This window comes from Amycolatopsis albidoflavus, assembly GCF_039525725.1.
GTDB lineage: Bacteria > Actinomycetota > Actinomycetes > Mycobacteriales > Pseudonocardiaceae > Amycolatopsis > Amycolatopsis albidoflava.
On sequence record NZ_BAAAHV010000005.1, the window covers coordinates 131,742 to 156,991 of the forward strand.

The 25,250-nt window shown below is 70.3% G+C and carries 20 protein-coding genes; 9 read left to right on the forward strand and 11 right to left on the reverse strand.

All coding sequences use genetic code 11. The annotated features are described in order from the left end of the window. Nucleotide 1: 1 nt before the first annotated feature. From tal to pgl, 5 genes are read left to right on the forward strand one after another with little or no spacing between them, the layout of a single operon-like run. On the forward strand, nucleotides 2-1,111 hold the full coding sequence (tal, locus tag ABD156_RS05140; protein WP_344267235.1) for a transaldolase: 1,110 nt from the start codon (nucleotides 2-4) through the stop codon (nucleotides 1,109-1,111). A gap of 10 nt (nucleotides 1,112-1,121) precedes the next feature. Beyond that, the gene (locus ABD156_RS05145) at nucleotides 1,122-2,741 is read left to right on the forward strand and encodes a glucose-6-phosphate isomerase (RefSeq protein WP_344267237.1); all 1,620 of its coding nucleotides are present in this window, start codon (nucleotides 1,122-1,124) and stop codon (nucleotides 2,739-2,741) included. After that, the gene (gene zwf, locus ABD156_RS05150; RefSeq protein ID WP_344267239.1) at nucleotides 2,738-4,267 is read left to right on the forward strand and encodes a glucose-6-phosphate dehydrogenase; all 1,530 of its coding nucleotides are present in this window, start codon (nucleotides 2,738-2,740) and stop codon (nucleotides 4,265-4,267) included. Before ABD156_RS05145 ends, zwf begins: the two co-directional genes overlap by 4 nt. Further along, nucleotides 4,264-5,283 carry a glucose-6-phosphate dehydrogenase assembly protein OpcA gene (opcA, locus tag ABD156_RS05155; RefSeq protein ID WP_344267241.1) on the forward strand — a complete coding sequence of 340 codons (1,020 nt, stop codon included), beginning with the start codon at nucleotides 4,264-4,266 and terminating at the stop codon, nucleotides 5,281-5,283. Before zwf ends, opcA begins: the two co-directional genes overlap by 4 nt. After that, nucleotides 5,280-6,053 (forward strand): 6-phosphogluconolactonase, encoded by a 774-nt coding sequence (gene pgl, locus ABD156_RS05160; RefSeq protein ID WP_344267243.1) that lies wholly within the window; start codon nucleotides 5,280-5,282, stop codon nucleotides 6,051-6,053. Before opcA ends, pgl begins: the two co-directional genes overlap by 4 nt. A 186-nt stretch (nucleotides 6,054-6,239) precedes the next feature. On the opposite strand, the gene ABD156_RS05165 is transcribed toward pgl, so the two are convergent. Then, nucleotides 6,240-6,899 (reverse strand): GntR family transcriptional regulator, encoded by a 660-nt coding sequence (locus tag ABD156_RS05165; RefSeq protein ID WP_344268474.1) that lies wholly within the window; start codon nucleotides 6,897-6,899, stop codon nucleotides 6,240-6,242. Nucleotides 6,900-6,989: 90 nt separating this feature from the next. On the opposite strand from ABD156_RS05165, the gene ABD156_RS05170 reads away from it, so the two are divergent. Continuing rightward, nucleotides 6,990-7,529 carry a YbhB/YbcL family Raf kinase inhibitor-like protein gene (locus ABD156_RS05170; RefSeq protein ID WP_344267245.1) on the forward strand — a complete coding sequence of 180 codons (540 nt, stop codon included), beginning with the start codon at nucleotides 6,990-6,992 and terminating at the stop codon, nucleotides 7,527-7,529. Between the two features lie 436 nt (nucleotides 7,530-7,965). Then, the gene (locus ABD156_RS05175; RefSeq protein WP_344267247.1) at nucleotides 7,966-9,168 is read left to right on the forward strand and encodes a sensor histidine kinase; all 1,203 of its coding nucleotides are present in this window, start codon (nucleotides 7,966-7,968) and stop codon (nucleotides 9,166-9,168) included. A gap of 555 nt (nucleotides 9,169-9,723) precedes the next feature. Here the strand turns inward: ABD156_RS05175 and ABD156_RS05180 are convergent. The 7 genes from ABD156_RS05180 to ABD156_RS05210 all read right to left on the reverse strand — a co-directional run bounded on the left by ABD156_RS05180 (nucleotide 9,724) and on the right by ABD156_RS05210 (nucleotide 16,731). Next, nucleotides 9,724-10,068: an RNA polymerase-binding protein RbpA gene (locus ABD156_RS05180; protein ID WP_344267249.1), complete on the reverse strand. Its 345-nt coding sequence runs from the start codon at nucleotides 10,066-10,068 to the stop codon at nucleotides 9,724-9,726. Nucleotides 10,069-10,144: 76 nt separating this feature from the next. Then, on the reverse strand, nucleotides 10,145-10,375 hold the full coding sequence (secG, locus tag ABD156_RS05185; protein ID WP_033292761.1) for a preprotein translocase subunit SecG: 231 nt from the start codon (nucleotides 10,373-10,375) through the stop codon (nucleotides 10,145-10,147). A gap of 136 nt (nucleotides 10,376-10,511) precedes the next feature. Next, nucleotides 10,512-11,297: a triose-phosphate isomerase gene (tpiA, locus tag ABD156_RS05190; protein WP_344267253.1), complete on the reverse strand. Its 786-nt coding sequence runs from the start codon at nucleotides 11,295-11,297 to the stop codon at nucleotides 10,512-10,514. Continuing rightward, a complete protein-coding gene (locus ABD156_RS05195; RefSeq protein WP_344267255.1) occupies nucleotides 11,298-12,512 on the reverse strand; it encodes a phosphoglycerate kinase in 1,215 nt (404 codons plus the stop codon). Nucleotides 12,513-12,517: 5 nt separating this feature from the next. Beyond that, complete coding sequence (gap, locus tag ABD156_RS05200; RefSeq protein ID WP_344267257.1) at nucleotides 12,518-13,519, reverse strand: type I glyceraldehyde-3-phosphate dehydrogenase; 1,002 nt, start codon at nucleotides 13,517-13,519, stop codon at nucleotides 12,518-12,520. A gap of 1,064 nt (nucleotides 13,520-14,583) precedes the next feature. Then, nucleotides 14,584-15,780: a winged helix DNA-binding domain-containing protein gene (locus tag ABD156_RS05205; protein ID WP_344268477.1), complete on the reverse strand. Its 1,197-nt coding sequence runs from the start codon at nucleotides 15,778-15,780 to the stop codon at nucleotides 14,584-14,586. A gap of 54 nt (nucleotides 15,781-15,834) precedes the next feature. Continuing rightward, entirely contained in the window at nucleotides 15,835-16,731 is an 897-nt protein-coding gene (locus tag ABD156_RS05210; RefSeq protein WP_344267259.1) for a LysR family transcriptional regulator, read from the reverse strand. A 113-nt stretch (nucleotides 16,732-16,844) separates the two neighbouring features. Here ABD156_RS05210 and ABD156_RS05215 point away from each other — a divergent pair, with 113 nt between their 5' ends. Then, nucleotides 16,845-17,825, forward strand: coding sequence for a YncE family protein (locus tag ABD156_RS05215; RefSeq protein WP_344267261.1), 981 nt, complete (start codon nucleotides 16,845-16,847; stop codon nucleotides 17,823-17,825). 54 nt (nucleotides 17,826-17,879) lie between these two features. On the opposite strand, the gene ABD156_RS05220 is transcribed toward ABD156_RS05215, so the two are convergent. Genes ABD156_RS05220 through ABD156_RS05230 form a run of 3 tightly spaced genes read right to left on the reverse strand, consistent with a single transcriptional unit; the run spans nucleotide 17,880 to nucleotide 24,625 of the window. After that, the gene (locus ABD156_RS05220) at nucleotides 17,880-22,346 is read right to left on the reverse strand and encodes a hypothetical protein (RefSeq protein WP_344267263.1); all 4,467 of its coding nucleotides are present in this window, start codon (nucleotides 22,344-22,346) and stop codon (nucleotides 17,880-17,882) included. 12 nt (nucleotides 22,347-22,358) lie between these two features. After that, nucleotides 22,359-23,162, reverse strand: coding sequence for a hypothetical protein (locus ABD156_RS05225; protein WP_344267265.1), 804 nt, complete (start codon nucleotides 23,160-23,162; stop codon nucleotides 22,359-22,361). Further along, nucleotides 23,162-24,625 carry a hypothetical protein gene (locus tag ABD156_RS05230; protein WP_344268480.1) on the reverse strand — a complete coding sequence of 488 codons (1,464 nt, stop codon included), beginning with the start codon at nucleotides 24,623-24,625 and terminating at the stop codon, nucleotides 23,162-23,164. The genes ABD156_RS05225 and ABD156_RS05230 overlap by 1 nt, the downstream gene beginning before the upstream one ends. 77 nt (nucleotides 24,626-24,702) lie before the next feature. Here ABD156_RS05230 and ABD156_RS05235 point away from each other — a divergent pair, with 77 nt between their 5' ends. Next, a complete protein-coding gene (locus ABD156_RS05235) occupies nucleotides 24,703-25,143 on the forward strand; it encodes a PPOX class F420-dependent oxidoreductase (protein ID WP_344267267.1) in 441 nt (146 codons plus the stop codon). Nucleotides 25,144-25,250 lie beyond the last annotated feature (107 nt).

Below are 25,250 nucleotides of genomic sequence, written 5' to 3' on the forward strand. Positions count from 1 at the left end.
CATGACTGACCGACTCGCGCAGCTCTCCGAAGCAGGCGTCTCGATCTGGCTGGACGACCTTTCGCGGGAACGCCTGGAATCGGGCAACCTCGCCGGGCTCGTCCGCGACAAGCACGTCGTCGGCGTGACCACCAACCCGACGATCTTCGCGAACGCGCTGTCGAACGGCGCCGCCTACGACGCGCAGGTCAACGACCTCGCCGCCCGCGGCGCGGACCTCGACGGCACCGTCCGGGAGCTGACCACCACCGACGTGCGCAACGCCGCGGACCTGTTCCGCGACGTGTACAACGCCACGAACGGCGTGGACGGCCGCGTGTCCATCGAGGTGGACCCGCGCCTGGCGAAGGACACCGACAAGACGGTGGCCGAGGCCAAGGACCTGTGGAAGACCGTCGACCGGCCGAACGTGATGATCAAGATCCCGGCGACCGAAGAGGGTCTGCCCGCGATCACCGCGGTGCTCGCCGAGGGCATCAGCGTCAACGTCACGCTGATCTTCTCCGTCGAGCGCTACGAGGCCGTCATCAAGGCCTTCTTCGCCGGCCTGGAGCAGGCGAAGGCCAACGGCCACGACCTCAAGGGCATCCACTCGGTCGCGTCGTTCTTCGTGTCCCGTGTGGACAGTGAAGTCGACAAGCGGCTGAACGCGATCGGCACCGACGAGGCCAAGGCGCTGCTGGGCGAGGCGGCCATCGCCAACGCACGGCTCGCGTACGCGGCCTTCGAGAAGCTGTTCGCCACGGACCAGTGGAAGGCGCTCGCCGAAGCCGGCGCGAACGCGCAGCGTCCGCTGTGGGCCTCCACCGGCGTGAAGGACCCGGCCTACTCCGACACCCGTTACGTCGACCAGCTCGTGGTCAAGGACGTCGTGAACACGATGCCCGAGAAGACCATGGACTCGGTCGCCGACCACGCCGAGATCACCGGCGACACGGTTTCCGGAAAGGGCGAGCAGGCGCAGGCGATCTTCGACAAGCTGTCGGCGGCGGGCATCGACGTGCCCGACGTGTTCCTGACGCTGGAGACCGAAGGCGTCGAGAAGTTCGAGAAGTCCTGGCAGGAACTGCTGGACACGGTGACCGGGCAGCTGAACAAAGCGAGGGGCTGAACCAGAGACCATGAGCGGGGACGAAACCGGCGTCGTGATCGTCGACGCCGAACTGGCAGAAAAGGCAGCGCCGCTGGCGCAGCGGCTGGCCGAAGACGGCGCCGCTGCCAAGCTCGCCGCCAAGGACTCCACGCTGTGGGGTCCGGACGCCGAGTCCGAAGCGTCGATCCGATTGTCCTGGACGACGTTGCACAAGTCGTCGCGTCCGTTGATCGGGGAAATCGAAGCGCTGCGCGCGGAACTGCGCGGCGAGGGCGTGGACCGCGTGGTGCTCGCCGGCATGGGCGGCTCGTCGCTCGCGCCGGAGGTCATCACCGCCACCGCCGGCGTCCCGCTCACGGTGCTCGACACGACCGACCCCGGCCAGGTGGCCGACGCGCTCGCGGGCGACCTCGAGCGCACTGTCATCGTGGTGTCGTCGAAATCCGGCGGCACCGTCGAGACGGACAGCCACCGCCGGATTTTCGCCAAGGCGTTCGCGGACGCCGGGATCGACGCGGCGCGACGCATCGTCGTCGTCACCGATCCCGGCTCCCCGTTCTCCGAACTGGCGGAGAAAGAGGGCTACCGCAAGACCTTCCTGGCGGACCCGCACGTCGGCGGCCGCTACTCCGCGCTGACCGCGTTCGGCCTCGTGCCGGCCGGTCTCGCGGGCGCGGACGTCGCGCGACTGCTCGACCAGGCCGCGTCGGTGGCGGAGACGCTCGCCGAGGACACCGCCGAGAACCCGGCTGTGCAACTGGCGGCGGCTTGGGGCGCGGCGCATGAAGCAGGCGCGGAGAAGGTCGTGCTGGCCGACACTGGTTCGGGCATCAAGGGATTCCCGGACTGGGCGGAGCAGCTGATCGCCGAGTCCACCGGCAAGCTCGGCACCGGACTGCTGCCGGTGGCCGTCGAAGGCCCGGACGCGCCCGGGTTCGCCGACCACGGCAAGGACGCGACCGCGGTCGCGATCGGCGCCGCGGAAGGTGCGGCGCAGATCTCGGTGACCGGCCCGCTCGGCGCGCAGTTCCTGTTGTGGGAGTTCGCGACCGCGCTCGTCGGACGGCTGCTGGAGATCAACCCGTTCGACCAGCCGGACGTCGAGGCGGCGAAGAAGGCGGCGCGTGCGCTGCTGGACGACCCGGAGAAGCTGAAGGGCGGCGAGGAACCGGCCACTGTGGACGGTGCCGTCGAAGTCTTTGGCAGCGAAGGGGTCTCGACCGACGGCAAGCTCGCCGACGTGCTCCGCGCGTTCTTCGGCTCGGTGGCCGACGGCGGCTACATCGCCGTGCAGGCCTACTTGGACCGGCTGGACGACGCGTCGACTTCGTTGCTGCGCGGCGAAATCGCGAAGCGGACCGGCGTGCAGACCACGTTCGGCTGGGGCCCGCGGTTCCTGCACTCCACCGGGCAGTACCACAAGGGCGGCCACCAGAACGGCAGCTTCCTGCAGATCACCGGTGCTGTCGACGAGGACCTCTCGGTGCCGGACCGCCCGTACACGCTGGGGCAGCTCCAGCACGCGCAGGCCCTCGGCGACGGCCAAGTGCTCGCCGAGCACGGGCGTCCGGTGCTGCGGCTGCACCTGACCGACCGTGCCGCCGGGCTCGCCGAGCTCGTCCGGGCAGTGCAGGAGGCCGCTCAGTGACCACCTGGCGCAACCCGCTGCGGGATCCGCGCGACAAGCGGCTGCCGCGGATCGCCGGTCCGTCGAGCCTGGTGATCTTCGGCGTCACCGGCGACCTGGCGCGCAAGAAGCTGATGCCCGCCATCTACGACCTCGCGCACCGCGGGCTGCTGCCCGCCGGGTTCTCGCTGGTCGGCTTCGCCCGCCGGGACTGGGAACACCAGGACTTCGGCGAGCTGGTGCACGATTCGGTGCGGGAGCACGCGCGGACGCCGTTCAAGGAGTCGGTGTGGAACCGGCTCGCCGAAGGAATCCGGTTCGTCCAGGGCACTTTCGACGACGACGACGCCTTCGACCGGCTCGCGCAGACCGTGCGCGAGCTGGACGAGGAACGCGGCACCGGCGGCAACACGGCGTTCTACCTCTCGATCCCGCCGGGCGCGTTCCCGGTGGTGACCAAGCAGCTGGCGCGCTCAGGCCTCGCGCAGGCCGACGAGAACACCTGGCGGCGCGTGGTCATCGAGAAGCCGTTCGGCCACGATCTCAAGAGCGCCAAGGAGCTCAACGCGATCGTGAACGACGTCTTCCCCGAGGAGTCGGTGTTCCGCATCGACCACTACCTCGGCAAGGAGACGGTGCAGAACATCCTGGCGCTGCGCTTCGCGAACCAGCTGTTCGAGCCGATCTGGAACGCCAACTTCATCGACCACGTGCAGATCACCATGGCCGAGGACATCGGCCTCGGCGGCCGCGCCGGGTACTACGACGGGATCGGCGCCGCGCGCGACGTCATCCAGAACCACCTGCTGCAGCTGCTCGCCTTCACCGCGATGGACGAGCCGCTGTCGTTCGAGCCGAAGGCGCTGCGCTCGGAGAAGGCCAAGGTGCTGGCGGCGACCAAACCGATGCTGCCGCTGGACCAGACCACCGCGCGCGGGCAGTACGCGGGCGGCTGGCAGGGCGGCACCAAGGTGCCGGGGCTGTTGCAGGAAGCCGGATTCGCGAAGGATTCGAAGACCGAGACCTACGCCGCGGTGACGCTGGAGGTGCAGAACCGCCGCTGGGCGGGCGTGCCGTTCTACCTGCGCACCGGCAAGCGGCTCGGCCGTCGCGTCACCGAGATCGCGGTCGTGTTCAAGCGCGCGCCGCACCTGCCGTTCGACTCCACCTCCACCGAGGAGCTGGGGCAGAACGCGCTGGTCATCCGCGTGCAGCCGGACGAGGGCATCACGCTGCGGTTCGGCTCGAAGGTGCCGGGGACCACGATGGAGGTCCGCGACGTCACGATGGACTTCGGCTACGGCCACGCGTTCACCGAATCGTCGCCGGAGGCCTACGAGCGGCTGATCCTGGACGTGCTGCTGGGCGAGCCGTCGCTGTTCCCGGTGAACGAGGAAGTCGAGCTGTCGTGGGAAATCCTCGACCCGGTGCTCTCGCACTGGGCGAAGCTGGGCACCGCGCCGGAGCAGTACCCGCCGGGCAGCTGGGGACCGAAATCGGCTGACGAAATGCTCGAACGTACCGGCAGGCACTGGAGGCGTCCGTGATCATCGACCTGCCGTCGACCACGACGTCGGCGCTGAACAAGAAACTGGTGGAGATCCGCGAGCAGGGCGGCCAGGTCGCGCTCGGCCGGGTGCTGACGCTGGTGATCGTCGCGGACGACGACGCCAAGCTCGAGGACGCCATCGAGGCCGCGAACGACGCCAGCCGCGAGCACCCGTCGCGGGTGATCGTCGTGGCGAAGGGCGCGCGCACGGCCGCGCCGCGCATAGACGGCCAGATCCGCGTCGGCGGCGACGCCGGCGCGAGCGAGGTCATCGTGCTGCGGCTGTACGGTCCGCTGGCCGCGCAGGGGCAGAGCGCCGTGGTGCCGCTGCTGCTGCCGGACGCGCCGATCGTCACCTGGTGGCCGGGCGCCGGTCCGAAGGCTCCCGCGGAGGACCCGCTCGGCCAGCTGGCGCAGCGGCGGATCACCGACTCGGCCGCGGAAAAGAGCCCCATAAGGTCTCTCACCACGCGTGCGAAGTCCTATGTGGAGGGTGACACCGACCTGGCGTGGACCCGGCTGACCCGCTGGCGGGCGCAGCTGGTGTCGGCGCTGGACCTCCCGCCGTACGAGAAGATCACGAGCGCGACGGTGACCGGCGAGGCGGATTCGCCGTCCACCGAACTGCTCGCGGGCTGGCTCGCCGAGTACCTCAAGGCTCCGGTGCACCGGGTCAAGAGCTCGAGCGCGCAGGGCATCATCTCGGTGAAGCTGGAGCGGAAGTCGGGCGCGGTGGAGCTGACGCGGCCGGACGGGCGGGTCGGCACGCTGACCCAGCCGGGCCAGCCGACGCGGCGGATCGCGTTGCAGCGGCGCAGCAACCCGGAGTGCCTCGTGGAGGAACTCCGGCGGCTCGACCCGGACGAGATCTACGAGGCGGCGCTGCACGGGCTGCACAAGATCGCCGCGTCCAACGGGTCGAAACCCGCTGCCGCCAAGGCTTCCGCCGCCAAGCCCGCTGCCGCCGCGAAGCCGAAGACGGCCCGCAAGACGGCGGAAAAGAGCACGTCATGAGCCGGACCGAGGTCGTCGTCTACGAAAACCCGGACCTGCTCGCCGCGGCCGCCGCGGCCCGCCTGGTAACGCGGATCGTCGACGTGCAGGCGGCCCGGGGCGCGGCGTCGGTGGTGCTCACCGGCGGCGGCACCGGCATCGCCGTGCTGCGGGAACTGCGGGAGTCGAGCGCGCGGGACGCGATCGACTGGTCGCGGCTGGACATCTACTGGGGCGACGAACGGTTCGTCCCGGCGGATTCGGACGAGCGCAACGAGAAGGGCGCGCGCGAAGCCCTGCTCGACCACGTGCCGCTGGCTCCGGAGCGGGTGCACGCGATGGCCCCGTCGGACGGCGAATTCGGCGACGACGTCGACGCGGCCGCCGAGGCCTACGCGAAGGTCCTGTCCGACGCGGCCGGCCCCGATGCCGACGTGCCGGAGTTCGACATCATGCTGCTGGGCCTCGGCGGCGAGGGCCACACGGCGTCGCTGTTCCCGGAAACCGCCGAGGTGCGCGAAACCCAGCGCTCGGTGGTGCCGGTCCGCGACTGCCCGAAGCCCCCACCGACGCGCGTTTCGCTCACGCTGCCGGCCATCCGCCGCGCCCGCGAGGTGTGGCTGATGACGGCGGGCACCGCCAAGGCGGACGCGGTCGCGCAGGCACTGGCCGGTGCGCCGGAAACGCAGATCCCGGTCTCGGGCGCTCGCGGATACCGGCGGACGCTGTGGCTCCTGGACCGCGAGGCGGCCGGGAAGCTGACGAAGGTGTACGAGCCGCCAGCCGAGTAAGACGGTTTGCCGGAAAGGGCTCCTCGCGCGTTGGCGCGGGGAGCTTTTTTCGTTGTGGAGCAAGGGAAGCGGGCTTATCCCGGCGCTGCGCTCACGCGCATTGTTCCCCCGCCAGGTGGTTCGCCGCCAATTCCCCGCGCATCGCGACCGGGCCCGTCTCCGTCGCGCGGCAAGGAATTCTCGCCGCTACTCCCCCGCTGGCTCCGCACCCGCCAGCAGCGCCGCCGTCGCCCCCAAATGGTCCGTCAGCAACCCCGCCGCGACCTCCGGATCCCGGCCCAGCGCCGCCCGCTCCAGCTCCTCGTGCTGGGCGAGCACGTCCTCCACCGGGAGCCGGTACGCCGGGTGCACCGTCCACCGCCGGGCCAGTTCGCTCGCTGCCCACATCCGGTCGAAATTCTCCAACAGCACCGCGTTCCCGCAGCCGTCGAGCAGCGTGCGGTGGAACAAGCGGTGCGCTTCCGCCCAAGCAGCGGAGTAGTAGCTGCCTTCGTCCGGCACATACATCGGCGTCCGGGCGAGCCGGTGTCCCGCCGCGCGCACCCGCGTCTCCCACTCCAAGTCTCCGCGCACGACCGACAACCGCAGCATCGCGGGCTCGACCGTCTGGCGCGCCTCGACGATCTCCTGCCACCGCCGGTCGGCGAGCGCCGGCACCGCGAACCCGCGGTTGGTCAGCCGTTCCGCCAATCCCTCCCCGGCCAACCGGACCAGCGCCTCGCGCACCACGGCGAGACTGACCTCGTACCGCGCCGCCAGCTCCTGCGGCTTCAGCGCCTGCCCCGGCTCGACCTCGCCGCGCATGATCGCCGCGCGGACCTGGTCGTAGATCTGCTCGGACAGCATCTGCTTCATGCCCTCAGGATAGACGATCTGACAAATCATCGATTATTATTGCTATCGTCGATCAGGTACCGCTTCCCGTGAGAGGAACTCATGTCCGCCAACTCCCCGTTCGCACGCCTTCCCGAGGTGCCGAGCTTCACCGTCGCGAGCACGACCGTCGCCGACGGCGCGGCCTGGTCCGCCGAGCAGTTCTCCGGGATTTTCGGCGTGCCCGGCGGCAAAGACACGTCACCGCAGCTGTCCTGGACCGGAGCGCCGGAAGGCACGAAGAGCTACGCCGTCACGGTCTACGACGCCGACGCGCCGACCGGCTCCGGCTTCTGGCACTGGGTCGTCGCCGATATCCCGGCCACCGTCACCGACCTGCCGGAAGGCGCGGGCGACGACACCGGCTCCGGACTGCCCGACGGCGCGTTCCAGCTGCGCAACGACGCCGGGGCCGCGCGCTTCATCGGCGCGGCCCCGCCAGCCGGCCACGGCGAACACCGCTACTTCGTCGTCGTGCACGCCCTGGATGTCGAGTCGATCGGCGTCCCGGCCGACGCGACGCCCGCCGTCCTCGGATTCACCATGTTCGGCCACGTGCTCGGCCGCGCGGTGCTCGTCGCGACCGCGGAGACCCCCGCGTAAGCCTCGGCAGGCCGATCATTCGGAGGCCGCCGCTTCGTGCTCGCCACGCCGCGGCGGCCTTCGACTGCGCTCCGACACTTCCCACCCACCCGCACGGGTGATCTGTCGCCTGTTCGCGTGGCTAAGACCTGGTCCCGACCTGGGCGGCAAACGGAGTAACTGACACTCCGCCAAAAAGCGGCTCACCAGTATGTGGGAACCGCCGTATGGTGAACATAAGGTGATGTGATCGACACATGGTGATGTCGACCGCGCTTCGTTCATCCTGTTGGAGCAGTTGTGGAGATTACAACACCACAAGAACCACTCTGGGTGAAACTTACTGGCAACACACACGTTCCCGTTAGCATCCGCACATTTGTTCACCGCCGCGCGTCCCGATCGGGTGGCCGGAGCATCTCATCACTAAGTCCACAAGACGAATGGGGTCGCCGCGATGAGCACTGAGGGACTCTCGATTCCTGGCATCTCGATGAGCAGCTCCGCAGCGGGAGCCGCTCGACGGGCCAGGCGCGCCAGTCTGACCGGCGTGTTCGCCGTGTTCCGGAAACCCCTCGTCGCGACGATCGCGGTCGAAGCGGTGGTGGTGCTGCTGGCGGTGCTCGACGTCTGGCTGGTCGTGCCGCCGAAGGCACAGCCCTATTCGCTGTACCTGTCCGCCGCCGCGTGCCTCGCGGTCGTGGTGCGGCGGCGCTTCCCGTTCCTCGCGGTGCTCGCCGCGGCGCCGGGATTCTTCGCCGGATGGGCGCAGCTGGCGTCGATGCTCAACCTGGGCATGCTCGCGACGCGGCGGCAACTGCACTGGCAGACCTGGGTTGGCGCGGGACTCGTGTTCACCTGCCGGTTCGTGCGGTGGCCGCTGTCGGAGTTCGCGGAACTGAGCTGGCGCGAACACGTCCTCGACGGGATCTACGGCGTCCTGGTCGCCGGAATGCCGATCGCGATCGGCCTGCTGATCGGGGCGCGCGCGGAGATCTCGGCGAAACTGCGCGAGCTGGCGAAGAGCCGCGACCGCGAACGCCGCTTCCACGCCGACGCGGTGCGCGCCGAGGAACGCGCGCGGCTGGCCCGCGAGATGCACGACGTGGTGTCGCACCAAATCACGCTGATCGCCATGCAGGCCGGCGCGCTGCAGGCACAGGCGAAGGACGGCCCGGCGCTGGAAACGGCGCAGGTCATCCGCCAGCTCTCGACGCGGACGCTGGAGGAACTGCGCTCGCTGGTGAGCGTGCTGCGGTCCGGCTCCGGAGACGACGGCCCGCGCCCCGGGATCGGGGAACTGGACCACCTGATCCGCGAGTGCGACGTGCCGGTGCAGCTGACCGTGGAGCAGCTGCCGGACACCCTGCCGAGCCAGGTTTCGGCGGCGGCGTACCGGACGGTGCAGGAATGCCTGACGAACGTCCACAAACACGCCCCCGGCGCGACGGCGACGATCCGCATCCACGCGGCGAGCGGCGCGCTGGACATCGAGGTGGAGAACGCGCGCGCTTGTCGCGCCGGAGAAGCCTTCCCGTCGGGCGGCCATGGTCTCACCGGACTCGCCGAACGCGCCCGGCTGCTGGGCGGAAGCTTCGAAACGTCCGGGACGGAAGACGGCGGCTTCCGGGTGCGGGCGCGGTATCCGCTGGACCGCTGAGCCCTTGCTCGGACTTGCCTGAAATTGGTCTGGACCGGTCAAGAACTGCTCGGCGCCAAGGAATCGCCCCCGGTCAGGATGCGAACGCCAGCGGGGTTCAGACCTCTCTCCCGACAGATCGAGACCGCCCGGGCGGTGCCTGGCACCGCAGCCCGAACAGGAGCCGTGACTACCAGACTGCGCCACCCGGCCCCAGAGGCCTGAACCTGTCTCGGCTTGCCGGACAACCAGAAGGCCCCGCACTCCAGAGGTCTGAACCACCCTCAGTCAGGTCCAGACCACCCGGACGACACCCGGCGGCCCCGGCACCTGAACAGAAGGTCCGGCGAACACCCGGTCCGCAGGGGCCCGAGCCTCCCCCAACCAGGTCCAGACCACCCGGACGACGTCGGCTGGCCCGCCGTCCGGACAGGAGCATCCCCGCCGAACTCAAGCCACCGACCGCAGCGGTCTGAACCCTCCCTCACCGAGGTCCAGACCATCCCCGGGAACTAAAAACCACCGGCCCTCGCCCTCGCGGACGGGAAGCCGGTGGTCCCGGAGAAAAACCGTGCCTCAGATCAGTTCTCGGCGTTGGCGGAGGCGCTCGAGCGCTTCGGCGAGGATGGCCTCTCCGTCGGCGTCGCTGCGGCGTTCCTTCACGTAAGCCAGATGCGTCTTGTACGGCTCGGTCCGAGGCGCGGCGGGCGGATTCTGCTCGTTTTGCCCGCCGGGAAGCCCGCAGCGCGGGCAATCCCATTCTTCGGGGACCTCCGCGTCCATCGCGAACGACGGGCGGGCTTCGTGCCCGTTCGCACACCAATAGGACACCCGGCGCCGTGGCGCCGATTCACCCCGCTCCGATTCGCCCGAAGGACCGGCACCCACGCGGGTGCCGCGAATCGCGTTACCGCCAACCATGAATCCTCACCCGTTGGAATCGGCGGCGCGCCCCCCAATAGGCACGCCGATCGCAAGTCCCCTTCCGGGGACCCGGTCAGACCTTGAGCAGGAGGCCGAGACCCACGATGCTGATCAGCCAGATGGCTCCGAGCAGCAGCGTGATCCGGTCGAGGTTCTTCTCGGCGACGCTGGACCCCGCCAGGCTCGACTGCATCCCGCCGCCGAACAGGGACGACAGGCCGCCGCCCCGGCCGCGGTGCAGCAGCACGGCCACCACCAGCAGGACGCTGGAGGCGATCAACAGGATTTGCAGGAACAGCTTCATGTCATCCTCTGTGCTTGTCGGAGCATGCAGGGGTACGGCCGGACCCGCACAGCGTGCGGATCTTCACCGTACCCCTGGACTCGTCCACTGCTCTAGTGACGGACCGAACACACAGGCTACCCGCTAGTGCCCACGATCAGGGCAGCGGGCCACCGGCGGCGAGCGCGCAGAGTTTGGTGAACTCCTCGCCGTCGAGGCTCGCGCCGCCGACCAGCGCGCCGTCGATGTTGTCCGCGCCCACCAGCTCGGAGACGTTCCCGGCCTTCACCGAGCCGCCGTAGAGCACGCGGACCGCCGTGGCGACCTCGTCGCCGTACTTCTCCGACAGGGTCCCGCGCAGGGATTTGCAGACCTCTTCGGCGTCGGCCGCGGTCGCGACCTTGCCGGTGCCGATGGCCCACACCGGCTCGTACGCGATCACGACGGCCTGCACCTGCTCGGCCTTGAGTCCCTTCAGACCCTCGACGAGCTGGTTGCGGGTGTGCTCGAGGTGCTCGCCCGCCTCGCGGATCTCGAGCTCCTCGCCCACGCACAGGATCGGCGTAATGCCGTGCTTGAGCGCGGCCTTGACCTTCTTGTTGACCAGCTCGTCGGTCTCGCCGTGGATCGCGCGCCGCTCCGAGTGGCCGACGGTGACGAAGCTGCAGCCCAGCTTCGCCAGCATCGGGCCGGAGATGTCGCCGGTGAACGCGCCCGAGTCCTGCGGCGACAGGTCCTGCGCGCCGTAGGTGAGCGAGAGCTTGTCGGCGTCGATCAGGGTCTGCACGCTGCGGATGTCGGTGAACGGCGGCAGCACGGCCACGTCCACCTTCGCGTAGTACTTCTCCGGCAGCGCGAAGGCGATCTTCTGCACCAGGGCGATGGCCTCGAGGTGGTTGAGGTTCATCTTCCAGTTGCCTGCCACCAGGGGCTTGCGTGCCACTTAGTTCTTCCCCTCCAGCGCCGCCACGCCGGGCAGCTCCTTGCCTTCCAGGTACTCCAGCGAGGCGCCGCCGCCGGTGGAGATGTGCGAGAAGCCGTCCTCGGGCAGACCCAGCTGCCGCACCGCGGCCGCCGAATCGCCGCCGCCGACCACGGTGAACGCGTCGCTCTTGACGAGCGCCTCGGCCACCGCGCGGGTGCCGCCGGCGAACGCTTCGAATTCGAAGACGCCCATCGGGCCGTTCCAGAAGACAGTCGCCGCGTCGGCGAGCTTCTGCGCGAACAGCTCGGCGCTGCGCGGGCCGATGTCGAGGCCCATGCGGTCGGCCGGGATGGCGGTGACGTCGACGGCCTCGTACGCCGCGTCGGCCGCGAAGCCCTCGGCCGCGAGCACGTCGACCGGCAGCACCAGTTCGACGCCGCGCTTCTCGGCCTCGGCGAGGAAGCCCTTGACCTGGTCGAGCTGGTCCTCCTGCAGCAGCGACGTGCCGACCTCGTAGCCCTTGGCCTTGAGGAACGTGTACGCCATGCCGCCGCCGATGAGCAGCCGGTCGACCTTGGTGAGCAGGTTCGCGATGACGCCGAGCTTGTCGGACACCTTCGAGCCGCCGAGCGCGACCACGTACGGCCGCTTGACGTCGTCGGTGAGCTTCTTCAGCACGTCCAGCTCGGCCAGCACGAGGCCGCCCGCGTACGCCGGGAGCACCGCGGCGATCTCGTAGACCGAGGCCTGCTTGCGGTGCACGACGCCGAAGCCGTCGGAGACGAACGCCCCGCCCGGCGTCAACGCGGCCAGCTCGGCCGCGAGCTCGGAACGGTCGACGGCGTCCTTGCTGGTCTCGCGCGCGTCGAAACGCACGTTCTCCAGCAGCACGACACCGCCGTCGCTCAGCCCGGCCACGAGCGCCTTCGCCGACTCGCCGACGAGGTCGCCGGCCAGCGGGACCTCGGAGCCGAGCAGCTCGCCCAGCCGCTTCGCGACCGGCGCGAGCGTGAACTTCGGGTCCGGCTCGCCCTTGGGGCGGCCGAGGTGCGCGGTGACGACGACCTTCGCGCCCGCGCAGGCGAGCTTCTTGATCGTCGGCAGGGCGGCGCGGACCCGGCCGTCGTCGGTGATGGCCGACCCGTCGAGCGGGACGTTCAGGTCGCTGCGCACCAGCACGTAGCGGCCCTGAACACCCTCGCTCAGCAGGTCGTCGAGGTTCTTGACGCTCATCGGGCTCAGAGCTTGGAGCCGACGAGCTTGATCAGGTCGGCGAGGCGGTTGGAGTAGCCCCACTCGTTGTCGTACCAGCCGACGACCTTGACCTGGTTCCCGATCACCTTGGTGAGCGGCGAGTCGTAGATGCAGGAGGCCGGGTCGGTGACGATGTCCGAGGACACGATCGGGTCGACCGAGTACTTCAGGATGCCGGCCAGCGGGCCCTCGGCGGCGGCCTTGTAGGCGGCGTTGATCTCCTCGACCGTGGCGGACTTCTTGAGGGTCACGGTGAGGTCGGTGGCCGAGCCGGTCGGGACCGGGACGCGCAGCGCGTAGCCGTCCAGCTTGCCGAGCAGCTCCGGCAGCACGAGGCCGATCGCCTTGGCCGCGCCGGTGGAGGCCGGGACGACGTTGAGGGCGGCGGCGCGGGCGCGGCGCAGGTCCTTGTGCGGGCCGTCCTGCAGGTTCTGGTCCTGCGTGTAGGCGTGGATCGTGGTCATCAGGCCCTGCTCGATGCCGAAGGCGTCGTTGAGGACCTTGGCCAGCGGGCCGAGGCAGTTGGTGGTGCAGGACGCGTTGGAGATGATCGTCTGCGAGCCGTCGTACTTGTCGTCGTTGACGCCGAGGACGACGGTCAGGTCCTCGCCCTTGGCGGGCGCGGAGATGATGACCTTCTTCGCGCCGCCGGCGATGTGCGCCTTGGCGGCGTCGGCGTTGGTGAAGAAACCGGTCGACTCGACGACGACGTCCACGCCCAGGTCGCCCCAGGGCAGGTTGGCCGGGTCGCGCTCGGCGAGGGCCTTGATGGTCTTGCCGTCGACGACGATGCCCTCGTCGGAGACGCTGACCTCGCCCGGGAAGCGGCCGAGGATCGAGTCGTACTTGAGCAGGTGGGCCATGGTGGCGACGTCGCCGAGGTCGTTGAACGCGACGACCTCGATGTCGTGACCGCTCGCCTTCACGGCACGGAAGAAGTTGCGGCCGATCCGGCCGAAGCCGTTGACACCTACGCGAACGGTCACTGCTGCCACTCCTCTGGTGTTGATCACGGCGGCGGCGCACCGGCCGCCGGCCGTGGGGTTGGACACTGCGGAAGTTCTCCCGGGGCGCCCGCCCCGGAGAAGCCTCCGCGACTTCCGGGTTTCGGCGCAACCCTAGCGTGCGGGCGCCGTTGCCCCGGACTGCCCTGACGAGACTTCCACCACTGCCGGGAGACGTCAAGAATCGATTAAGAACCCAGCTCAGCCGGGTGAGGGCACGAAACAGGGCGAGCGCTCCCGCCGGGCTCCGAGGCCGGGGCGGACCAGTGGCTTGATCGGTCTTGGTGCCCCGGTTCACGCTGTCGGGCGGCACCGCCGGGGAAGGCCCGTCCGACGGGGCGGGCTCGGGAGGTCCGATCGGGCTCGGCGGCGCGCGAGACGGGCCCCGAGGGACAGCGTGGGCGGCTGGGATCAGGCGGGTTCGGGGACCGGGGCTTGGGGACGGCCTGGAGCCGAAGCTCGCCGGGGCTGGCTCGGGCGGCGGAACGAACTGCCAGGCGGGGCCGGAGCCCTCGGGAACGGACCGAAGCCCACAGGGACCGGCGCAGGCAGCGGCCGAACGAACCATCGAGCGGGGCCGGAGACGAGCCTTCGCGAAACGGACCGAAGCCCACCGAGGCCGGCGAGCGCGGCTGACGAACTGGCAGGCGGAACCGGTGACAAGCCCTCGGGAACAGCCCGGACCCGAAGCCCACCGGGACCGACACAGGCAGCGGCCGAACGAACCACCGAGCGGGCCGGAGACGAGCCTTCGCGAGCGGGCCGAAGCCCACGAGACTGGCTCGGGCGGCGGCCGACGAACTGCCGGGCGGCAGTCCGGCGAACTGTGGCTGCACCGCCGGGGCAATCCGATCACCAGGCAGCTCAGCAGCTGAGCCGTCCGTCGCCCTGCCGGGCGGCAGTCCGGCGAACTGTGGCTGCACCGCCGAGGCAATCCGATCACCAGGCAGCCCACCCGCTGAGCCGTCCGTCGCCCTGCCCGCCGAATCGTCCGGCCCAGCACGATGCCCGCGCGGCAACTGGTCATTTCGGCACAGCGCGAACCGCTATCCGGACACCTCCTTCTCCGCCGGTGTGCGGAACTTCGGCACCACCCGCGCCTCCCCCAGCCACTCGCTCAGCCGGGCTGCCTCGGCCTCCACCGCGGCGGTCTTCTCGGCTCCCACGTCCTCCAGCAGGCGAACCGCGACTTCGCCGGACGCGCGTTGAGCCCAGGCTCCGACGATCCGGCCGTCGCTCCAGACTGTCGGGCCGATGTTGCCGCTGCGGTCGAACAAGGCGGGGCGATGCGGGCCGACGTACCAGTCTCGGGACTGCCAGCCCATCGCTGTCGGATCCAGGGCGGGGAGCAGGGCGATCCACGGGTCGGGCGCGGGGACCGGGGCGAGGTCGTCGGGGAGGGCGATTGCGGGTTCGCCGTCCAGGTCCACTTCGGCGGGGGCGAGGGCGGCGAGCGCCTTTTTCGTTTGGCCCGCATTCCAGCCGGTCCACCAGCGGAGGTCGGCGATCGGAGCGGGACCGAAGGCGTGCAGCCATCGCCGGGCCAGGGCGGTTCGGGCTTCGTCTTCGGAGAGGGCTGGCCAGTCGGCACTGCTGGCAACCCCCGTGGTGCCTTCCGCCAGCCAATCGGTCAGCGGGGACCAGCAGTACTGCGTGCTCTGCCAACTTCCCCGCGGCCGGCCGCGCACGATGTGGCCCTCGGCGGCCAACTGGAACAGCACCCGGCTGGTGACGTTGCCGATCGACTCGTACGGCTTTCCCTTCGCCATCAGCAGTTGCTGGCGCAGGCGCGGTTCGTCGTCCGCCAGTTGCTGGGCGGTCGCCGATTCCCTGGCTCGCAAGGCTTTCTCGACGCTCGCCATCACCTCGTCCAGCCATTCGCCCGGACGCGGGACATTCTCCGGATGCCCCAGGGTGCCCAGCTGCTTCTCCAGCAGACGGCGTTGCCGAGCCGCGATGTCGTACGAGCACGCCGCCTGTACCTGCGCGGCGGTGGCGACATCGGTGACGAACATGGTGCGCCGCATGCCCAGCAACCGCAGGAGGGTGCGCCGGGAGTACAGGGCCTCCTCGACATCGGCGACCGAGACCTCGCGCACGCGCGACCAGGCGGACAGGTACACCGAAGCGGGATCGGTGGCGTGCAGCGCGACGACGCCGTCGACTGCTTCCTCGACGGTCGTCGTCCGGGCCGCCAGGTGGTGGCGTACGCCGAGGCGGGCTCGGCGCTGGGCGAGGGTCATCTTCACGACTCGATTCCTACCAGGAGGGACCGACAGAAAACGCATCCCCGCTGGTCAAGAGGACAAACCGGCGAGCATGGCGGTGCGCACCCGGGCCCGGAACCAGAGCTGGGCGGGGTCGGTGGCGGTGCGCGGGTGCCAGGCCAGGCCCAGTTCGATCGGCGGCAGGTCCAGCGGGATGTCGAAGGTTCGCAAACCCAGCGCGGCCAGGAACGGGTCCAGCCAGCCTGCGACGCCGATGGTCACCAAATCGCTGCTGCTCGCCAGGGCCAGTGCGCTCGGGTGGCCGGGGACGACGACGGCGACCCGGCGGTGCAGGCCCAGCTGGGCCAACGCGGTGTCGATCGGGCCATGTTGCTTGCCTCGGCGGGAGATGCCGATGTGCTCGGCGGCGGCGAAGCGCGCTGGAACCACCCGCGCGTCGAAGAGCGGATTTCCTTGCCGCGCAATGCCTAGGACGGTCGATCGCACCAACGGCTCGGTGCGGGTTTCCGGGTCGTGATGACCGGCGGCGCCGATCTCGAGGTCTACCCGGCCGTCGCGCAGCGCCCCGCTGTCCTCTGTGGACTCCGGCAGGAAAATGACCTCGACGTGCGGGGCTTCAGCACGGATGCGGGCGGCGAGCGGGCCGGCTGAGCCGCTTACCACCAGGTCGGCGGCTTGGATGGTGAAAGTGCGGCGCAAGTCCGCGGGGGTGAAGCCGGGACCGGGGCCCAGGATGCGGTCGGCGCGGTGCACCAGGGCGGCGACTTCGTCCTTCAACTCCAGCGCGCGCGGGGTCGGGACCATGCCTTGGCCCGCACGCACCAGAAGCGGGTCACCGGCGGCGCGGCGCAGCTTGGCGAGGGTGCGGCTCACCGCGGCGGGCGAGCTGCCCAGCCTGGCCGCGGCGCGCGTGACGCTGCCTTCCTGCAGCAGGACGTCCAATACGCGCAAGAGGTTGAGGTCCATGACCATCCGGAAGGTTTGCGTGAAGCGGAAGAATTCCGTGCCGATTCTTGCATCGACGCACAATCCGCGACAGCCCAGAGTGGATCACGTAAGCCAACAGGAGGAGAAAATCTATGCGAGAAGCGATACTCGCGGTCGCGGGAGCGAAGGGATCGGCGGTCGCGTTCTTCGACATCGGGTCCGGGAAGCATCTCGGCACCGTCGAAGTGCCCGCCCAGCCGCACGACCTCTGCTTCGACCCGGTCCACCGGCTCGTCTGGTGCGCGAGCGCGTACCGCCGCGGCGCGTATCACAGCCACGGCGAGCGGGCGACCGAACTGACCGCGATCGATCCGGATTCGCGCGAGATCCTGGAGGTCGTCGACCTCTCGCCGGACCACGCGCCGCACGGGCTGGCGATCGATCCGGTGCGCGGGCTGCTGTACGCGACGGTCGAGGCCGGTCCCGGCAGCGAAGGCGGTCTCGTCGTGGTCGACACTGCGACGCGGCGGCCGGTGCGGCATCTCGCGGCTGGCGCGCCGGGACCGCATTGGGTCGCGATCAGTCCGGACGGGCGGCGCGGGTTCGTGACCAACAAGGAAGCGCCATTTGTGTCCTTTGTGGACCTCGACAGTGGCGAGGTCGAACGCGTCTCCGTGCCGGGCAGTGAAGGGCTGCAAGTTTCCCGAGACGGCAAGAGGTTGTACGTCGCGACGCCGTATCTGGACAACGGCACCGAGCCGCTTAGCGCGACGCCCGGAGTCCGGGTGTTCGACGCGGCCACCGGGTCGCTCGAAACCATCCTTCAGACAGAACGTCCAGTGCTGCCGATCCATTGCACAAACGCAGGCGAGGTGCTAGCCGCCGAATTGGGCGGGCGGTTGCTGGCATTTTCGGCCACCAGCAACGAGGTGCTCGGGTCGATGGAGCTGCGGACGGAGTTTCCGCTGGCCATTCTGTCCGATCCGGACGGTCGGATCGCGTTCGTGTCCGGGGCGGCGTCGACCGCGGTGGAGGTCATCGATCTCGAGACCCGCACCCTGATGACCACTTTGGACACCGAAGCGGCGGGAGCACCGGGCGGACACGGGCTGGCGTACGTGCCCGTCGGCTGACGGGTCTCGGCGCGCGGTGTGTCCTCCCGGACAGACCGCGCGCCAGCCAGACCGTCAGGCCGGTTGTTCTTCCTCAGCAGACAAATCCGCCGCAGGAGACACTCGGCTGAACATCCGCGTCGCCGAAAGCCGGGCCACCCCGTCCGGATCCCCGAGGTCGTCGAGGGAATTCCGGATCGTCGCGTCCACCGACAGGTACTTCCGCCCGGCGCGCAGGTCCGCGTCGTTGCGCAGCCGCACGATCAGCGGGAATTCCGCCAGCGCGCCCGCGTCGAACAGGCCCGTCGTGTAGATCAGCTGCACGCCCAGCGCCTCCGCGACGGCTCGCTGCAGTTCCAGCAGGTATCCGGCCGATGCGCGGCCGATCGGGTTGTCCAGGAACAGCACGCCCGAATGCCGGTTCCGGGCCTTGCCGCGGTTGTTGGCGCGCAACGCCGCCAGCGTGCAGTACAGGATGATCGCCGCGGTCAACTGCTGGCCGCCGGAGAACACGTCGCGGATTTCGGACACCCGCTGGCGTTCGGTGCGCAGCACGGAGTCCGGCTTGAGCATGTCGACCCGATACCCCTTGGGCGAGGCGACGTGCACCCCGCGCAGCACCAGCGACAGCCCGTCGCGCTTCACGTCGCGGCCGTCGGCGGTCTTGCCCGCGGCCGCCTCGTCGACGACCTCGCCCAGTTTTTCCGCCAGCACATGGTCTTCCAGCTCGGTGAACCGGATCCGCAGGAATTCCTGGCCGGACCAGTCGCCGAGCCCGTCCGGCAGCCGCGACACCCGCTGCGCCGAGCGCAGGGTGCGCAGCGCGCCTTCGACCATCCCCTGCAACCGCGTGATGATGCCGCCGCGGTGCCGGTCGATCTGCGCGAGATCGTCGGTGAGCGTCCGCAGCCGGGGCCGCAGCGCCTCGCCCCATTCCGCCGCGTGTGCGGGAAGCTGGTCCCGCTTGACGGAAATCACCTGCTGCCGCACCGGCGTGCTGAGCTTCTCGAACCGCTTCTCGGTCGCGTACTGCGCCAGCTGGTCCGCCGCCGCGCGCACCCGCCGGTCGCCGGAATCGGCGGCCGACTGCGCGTCGTTCAGCACGGTGTTGAGCTGGTTGTACCGGGTCCGCGCTGACTCGACATCGCCGTCGTACGCGTCCGCCGGATCTTCAGAACGCAAGTGCGCCAACGATTCCGACAGCAACCCGAAGCCGGACGCCGAAGCTTTGGCCGCGTCCAGCGTCGCGTCCGCGGCCGCTCGGCGTTCCTGCAGTTCTTCCCACTTCCGGGCCGCCGCGGACACTTCCAGCGAGGCCGCGTCGATCAGCTCAAGGCCGTGTTCGATGTCGCGCGGTCGCTCGGCCGGAGAAGCGACGCCGGTCTGCAACGGCAGGACGTCCAGCTCAGCTCGACGCGTCGACACCTGGCCGATCGCCTCGGTGCGTTCCTCTTCCACTGCATCGACGACTCGCCGCGCCCGCGCCAACGCCGCTGCCCGCGTCGAAGCGTCCGAACCGTCGGGTGTCTCCAGCAACGCCGCCGCGCGCGCCCGGACTTCTTCGTCCAGCGCTTCCAGCGCGGAAGAAGCCGCCGCTTCGGCAGACTCAGCCTGCTCCAACTCGGCCCGGAGATCGCTGCCGACCTCGACCTTCGCGTACGCCTCGGAAGCTGACGCGAACGTGCGCCGCAACGCATCCACTGGTTCCGAAGGCGCTTCGACATCCTCCGGCAGCTCGGCCGCGCCGGGCACCTCGGCCAGCTCGGAACGCGCGGTGGTGACGGTGCGGCGGTGTCCGTCGGCGGTCCGCTGCTCCTCCCCCGCCTGCTCGCGCAACCGCGCCGCCCGCGCCGAAGCCTCGGCCGCCGAATTCTCCGCGCGTTCCGCGATTTCCGTTGCCCGCTCGACTTCTTCGGTCCATTCCGCGACCCGCGCGGCCCGAGTGGACAGCTCGCCGAGCCGACGCGCCTTCTCCTCGGCCTCCGCGGCAGCGGTCCGCAACGCCGGGACCCGCTCCCGCAGCGAAGCGACTTTTTCGCTCAACCGGGCGAATTCCGCCTCCGCCTGCCCGAGCGCGGTCTGCGCGGTCTCCCGCGCGACGCGCGCGTTCTCGGCCTGCTCAGCGAGCGTCCCGATCGCACCGGCCGGGTAGTCCTCGCGCCAGGTGGTGAGCTTCCAGGTCAACGCGCCGTCGTTGGCCAGCGACTCCGACAGCTGCTCCAGCCGACGCTGCCGTTCCGCATGCCGCCGCGCCACGGCTTCCCGCTCGGTGTCGGCGGCTTCCTCGTCGTACATCGCCGGGTTCGGCGGCACGAGGAACTCGACGCCCGCCGCGGCCGGAACATCGGCAGCCTGGAACGCGTCCGTGGTACCGACCGCGACGACCGCGCTCGGCAGCAGCCGCTCGGAGGACAGCACCTCACGCGCCCGCTTGACCTGCGCCGCGTCGTTCAGCAGCACGCCGGCGACGAGCTGCGGCATCCGCTCCAGCACCTCGTCGCGCCGCACGGAGTCCAGTTTGGACAGATAACGCCAGCCCGACCACGCGGTGATTCCGGCCTGCTCCAACGCATCCAGCGCGGCCTGGACGTCCTCCGGCGGCGGCAGCAGACCGCCCGACCCGAGCGCGGCGAGCGCCCGTTCGTCGGCCGACTCCTCCATCCGCAGCGCGGTCTGTTCCTTCTCCACCGCCGCGCTCGCGTCCCGCAAACGCTGCAGCAGCACCGGAAGATCGCTCTCCAGCTTGACGTCGTCCGCGCCGAGCAGCTCCATCAACCGCGGCTCCGCGGCCAGCGCGTCGGTGCGCCGGTGCGCGCGTTCAAGGTCTTCGGCTGCCCGGACGAGCCGGTCCTGAGTGGACCCGGCGAGCTGGTGTGCCTCGTTGACCGAACGCTGCGCCGCTTGCAGATCCTCGCCGACCCGGTCGAGTTCCTGTTCCCGGCGAACGGATTCCGCCGTCGTGGCCTCAGCTTCGGCTCGCGCCGCCCTGGCCGACTCCGCGACGTCCGCACCGGACGTCAACAGTCCACTGCGGACCGATTCCGAGATCTCCTCGCGCAGCTCAGCAATCCGCGACGACAGCCCACGCGCCTCAGCCCGACGGCCAGCAGCCAGGTTCGCCGCCTCGTCCCGTTCGGTCTGCGCCTTCTCCGCTTCGGCCCGCAACGCGTCCGCGTGCGCCTCGGCTTTGTCCGCCTGCCGCTGCGCATCACGCGCCAGCGAAAGCAAGCCACGCCCCAAGGCGACCGCTGCCGCGTCCCGTGCGGCCAGCGCCGGTTTCGCCTTCTCCTCACGGTTTCCGACTAGCTCACGCAGGTCTTTCGCCTTGCGCGCGGCGTTCAACCGGTTCAGCACAGTCGCGGTTTCGCGCCATGCTTCCGCTTGCGTCTTCGCCTCGGCCAGCTCGCCGTCGACGCGCTCGCGTTCGATCTGCGCTTCTTCCAGCCGCAGCACCGCGACCAGCCGGCGCAGCTCGGTGACGCCCGCGGTCAGCCGCCGATGGTCGCCCTCGGCGAGCTTTTCGGCGGACCGCACCTCCTCGACGTGCTCCTCAAGCCCGGACAGCCGCGCGTTCTCCAGCTCGTTGCGCGCGTGGATCCGCCCGGCCAGCTCGCCGAGGTCCTCCCGCGCCGATTCGGCGATCCGGCGCGACGCCGCGGCTACGCCTTCCTCCTCGGCCAGCGGACCGAGCAGTTCCAGGGCACCCTCGACGAAGTCCTTCTCCGCCATCAGATCGCCGCGCTGCGAGAGGTTGTTCGCGTACGTCGACACGACCTCGGCGAGGTCCTTCGGCTCGTCCTCGGACAGCACCGCGCGCAGCAGGAACTCCACGAACGCCTCGTCGGTGGAGAACTGGAACGCGTCGGCCGCCTCGCCCTCGCCCGCGTTCATCGCGCGCTGGTAACGGAACAGCTCGGTGTCGAGACCGAGCTGGTCAAGCCGCCCGGTCCACTCGTGGTGGCGGCGCGTCCAGAACAGCTCCAGCTCCGGTTCGGCCATCGCCGCGCCCGCGATCCGGTCGTGGAACCCGGACATCGTCAGCAGCCTGCCGTCCTCGGTCAGCGGCAGCGAATCGAGCGCGACGTCGGCGGTCGGGCGGAAGCAGTACCAGGAGTCGACCAGGTTCTCCGAGTCCGCGGACGTCACGTGCCCGCGCCACTCCGACACCTTGCCGGTGATCACCCGCTGCCCGGTCTCGACGTGCAGCCACTCCAGCACCACGTGCGCGACGTCCTTGGCCGTCACGAACTTCTCCAGCACCTTCGTGCTCGTGGTGCCGACGACCTGGCGCCGCCCGGGCAGCATCACCGAGAAGATCAGCTTGATCAGCACCGATTTGCCGCCGCCGTTCTCCAGGAACAGCACGCTGGCCGGCGACGGGCGGCGCACCGGGCCGCCCGCGTGGATGCCCGCGGAGAACAGCGCGTCCTGCTTCGGTGCGGTGATCGTGGCCCCGACGCCGCTGAAGTCCAGCACCACGTCCTGGTACCGGGCGCCCGCCGGGCCCACCGAATGCAGGCGGACCCGCGAAAGCTCGTACATTCCCGTCCCCTCTTACTGCAGCGTGTCCGACGCCGTCGCGCGCAGCGTTCCCCCGGCCCCGGCGACCGCGACGACGTCGAGCGCGAGCAAGTCGTCGAACGCGGCGTCCGCGGCCAGCTCGCGCACCTGGATCTGATACCGCGGCGTCGTCCGGTATGTGCCGCCCTGTTCGTCGCTCACCTGCACCAAAAAGCCTTGGTCGGCAAGGAAACGCAGCGCCCGCGACACCATCCCGCGCGTGGTGTCCGCAGCCATCCGGCCGTCCTTCGTCGCCGCGGCGGCCGGACGGCGGGCGTACGCGCGCCACGCCTGCTCCAGCTCCGGCGCGTCCGCCAGCGGGTCGTTGTTCGCCTCGGCCAGCTGCGCCCGCTCGTCAAGCACGCGCGCCGCTTCGCGGACCATCGCGTCGACCTGCTCGACGCTCACCCGGCCGATGTACGTGTCGTTGGCCAGGTCGTCCGGCCGCGGGTAGCCGAGCGCGGCCGTCGCGAGGTGGATCAGGCCGTGCAGCACCTTTTCCGTCTCGCGCCGCTCCCGGATCTTGGCTTGCCGCGCGTAGCTGTCCATCTTGATCTCGAAGACGGACTCGTCGGTGGCCGCGAGCACGCATCCGGCCTGCTGCGTCACCTCCAGCACCATCAGCCCGAGCCCAGACGCGACGGCGTGGGTGAGCGCCTTGAACGCGTTGTCCTCGCCGTAGCGGCGCACCAGCTCGCCGTACACGACGTCTCGGGCGGGCAGCTGCTTCGGGCGCATGCCGAAAGCGACGAGGCGCGAGGCGGCCTCGGCGTCGACGCTCGTGTGCGTCACAGGCATCAGGCGACCTCCTCGGTCTCGTCGTCCGCTCGTTCGACCTCCGCCGTGGACAGCAGCAGATCGGCCCCGCCGAAGTCCGGGTCGTCGAGCAGGGTGCCGTCGTCGACGGCGAGCAGCACGTGGCGTTCCCCCTGCCGGCGCGCCGCGCCGACCTCGGGACTGTAAGCGTGCACCGCACGCAGCGCGACCAGGGACGCCAGGTTCGGCTGCCCGGAGCGGCGCGCGTCCTCCAGCAGCCCGGACAGCCGGCGCGGCACGTCGGGCAGGTCGAGCAGTTCGTCGGCGAGCCGCCACACGTCGTCGCCGAAGCGGTCGGTCACCTCGGCGGGCACCAGCTCCGGTTCGGGCACCTCGCCGACCAGCTGATCGCGTTCCGGAGCGGGCCGCAGCAGCAGCGACACCAGCGAGGACAGCGACGGCACGACCGGCGTCGTAATGCCGGCGACGGCGTGGAAGAAGTGCTCGGCGGGCGCGGTGGCGTCGGCGAGCGGCAGTCCCAGCGTCGGCATCAGGAGCTGGCCGAACAGGTCGATCGTGGCCCGCTGCGGCGGTCCGGAGAACTGCTGGCGGTCCTGTTCGGCGCGGAAGACCGCACCGGCGTCGGCCAGCCGCGACTGGAGCCGGGTGTGCCGCCGGATGCAGTCGGCGACGATGTCGACCAGCTCGGCCGCGCGGCGCTTGTGGTCGGCGTCCTCGGATTCGTCCCGCGCGGTGGTGATGTTCTTCAGGATCGCGTTCTCCGCGCGGAACCGGGACTCGATGTGCCCGAGCGCCGATTCGATCAGCTCCGGCACCTCGCTCTCCCAGTCGACCGCGCGCACGTCACGACGGGTGGCGTCGAGCTTCGCGCGCAGCGTCTCGCCGTACTGCACAGTGCGGTAGCGCGCCTGTTCCGCGGCCAGCTTCGCGTCGGCGAGGCGGCCGCGGTTGATCAGGTTCTCCAGCTTCACCTCGGCCGCGATCTGCGCCGACTCGACGTCCGTGTCCAGCGCGCCGACCAGCACGTTGATCGCTTCGTCGGTGGCGCGCAGGTACACCTCGCCGTCCGGCGCGGCCAGCTCGACCAGGAGCTTGAAGTCGAACTGACGGCGCTGGTAGCCGCCGGGGCCGAGCGAGCCGTAGACGCGCCGGAAGCCGCGGTCGGTGGTGCCGACGTTGATCAGGTTGTCCAGCACCCACTTCGCGACGCGCACGTGCTCGTCCGGCATCCGCGAGGGCGCCTGCAGCGAGATGAACGGCAGCAGCCGGTCGATGACCTGGTCGTGGCCCGCGCCGGTGTCGAAGTCCATCGCGATGGTGACCTGGTCGATCGTGTGCAGCGCGATCTCGGCCATCTGGTAGACGGTGGCGTCGGCCCAGTCGAGCTTCGCCTTGCGCGCGTCGAGGTCGTGCAACGGCGCGGTGCAGGCGAGCGCCTTCAGTCGACGGGTCAGCCCCTCGTCGGCGAGCCCAGCGGCGCCCATCTCGTCGTATCGCACAGCAGGTCAGGCTAGTCGGCCTGCCCGGGCGCCCGCACACGCGGACGGCTAGCGTGGCGGGCATGCGGGAGATGACCAGGGCGGAGTGGTGGAAGTTCGCGAGCGAGGGCACGCGGACCGGGATGCTGGGGATCGTGCGGGCCAACGGGGCGCCGGTTGTCACGCCGGTGTGGTTTCTGCTGAACGAGGGGCCGGGCGGTGACGAATTGATCTTCACCACCGGCACGGACACGCTGAAAGGCAAGGCCCTGCGCCGCGACGCGCGGATCTCGCTGGCCGTGGACGACCAGCGGCCGCCGTTCTCGTACGTGCAGTTCACCGCCGAGGCGGAACTGCACCACGATCTCGACGAAATGCGGGAGTGGGCGACCCGGCTCGGCGCGCGGTACATGGGCGAGGAGAACGGCCCGGCCTACGGCGAGCGCAACGCCGTCCCCGAAGAATCCCTCGTCCGGGCGAGGATCACGAAGGTGATCGCGCGGGCGGACATCGCCGGCTTCTGACCCGCCTGTTCTTTCGGCTTGCGCTCCGCGGCTACGGCTGCGGAGCGTAATGCCGCGATCGCACTATTGACACCGCCCCTGCCGAGGGTGTGTGATCTGTCCCGATA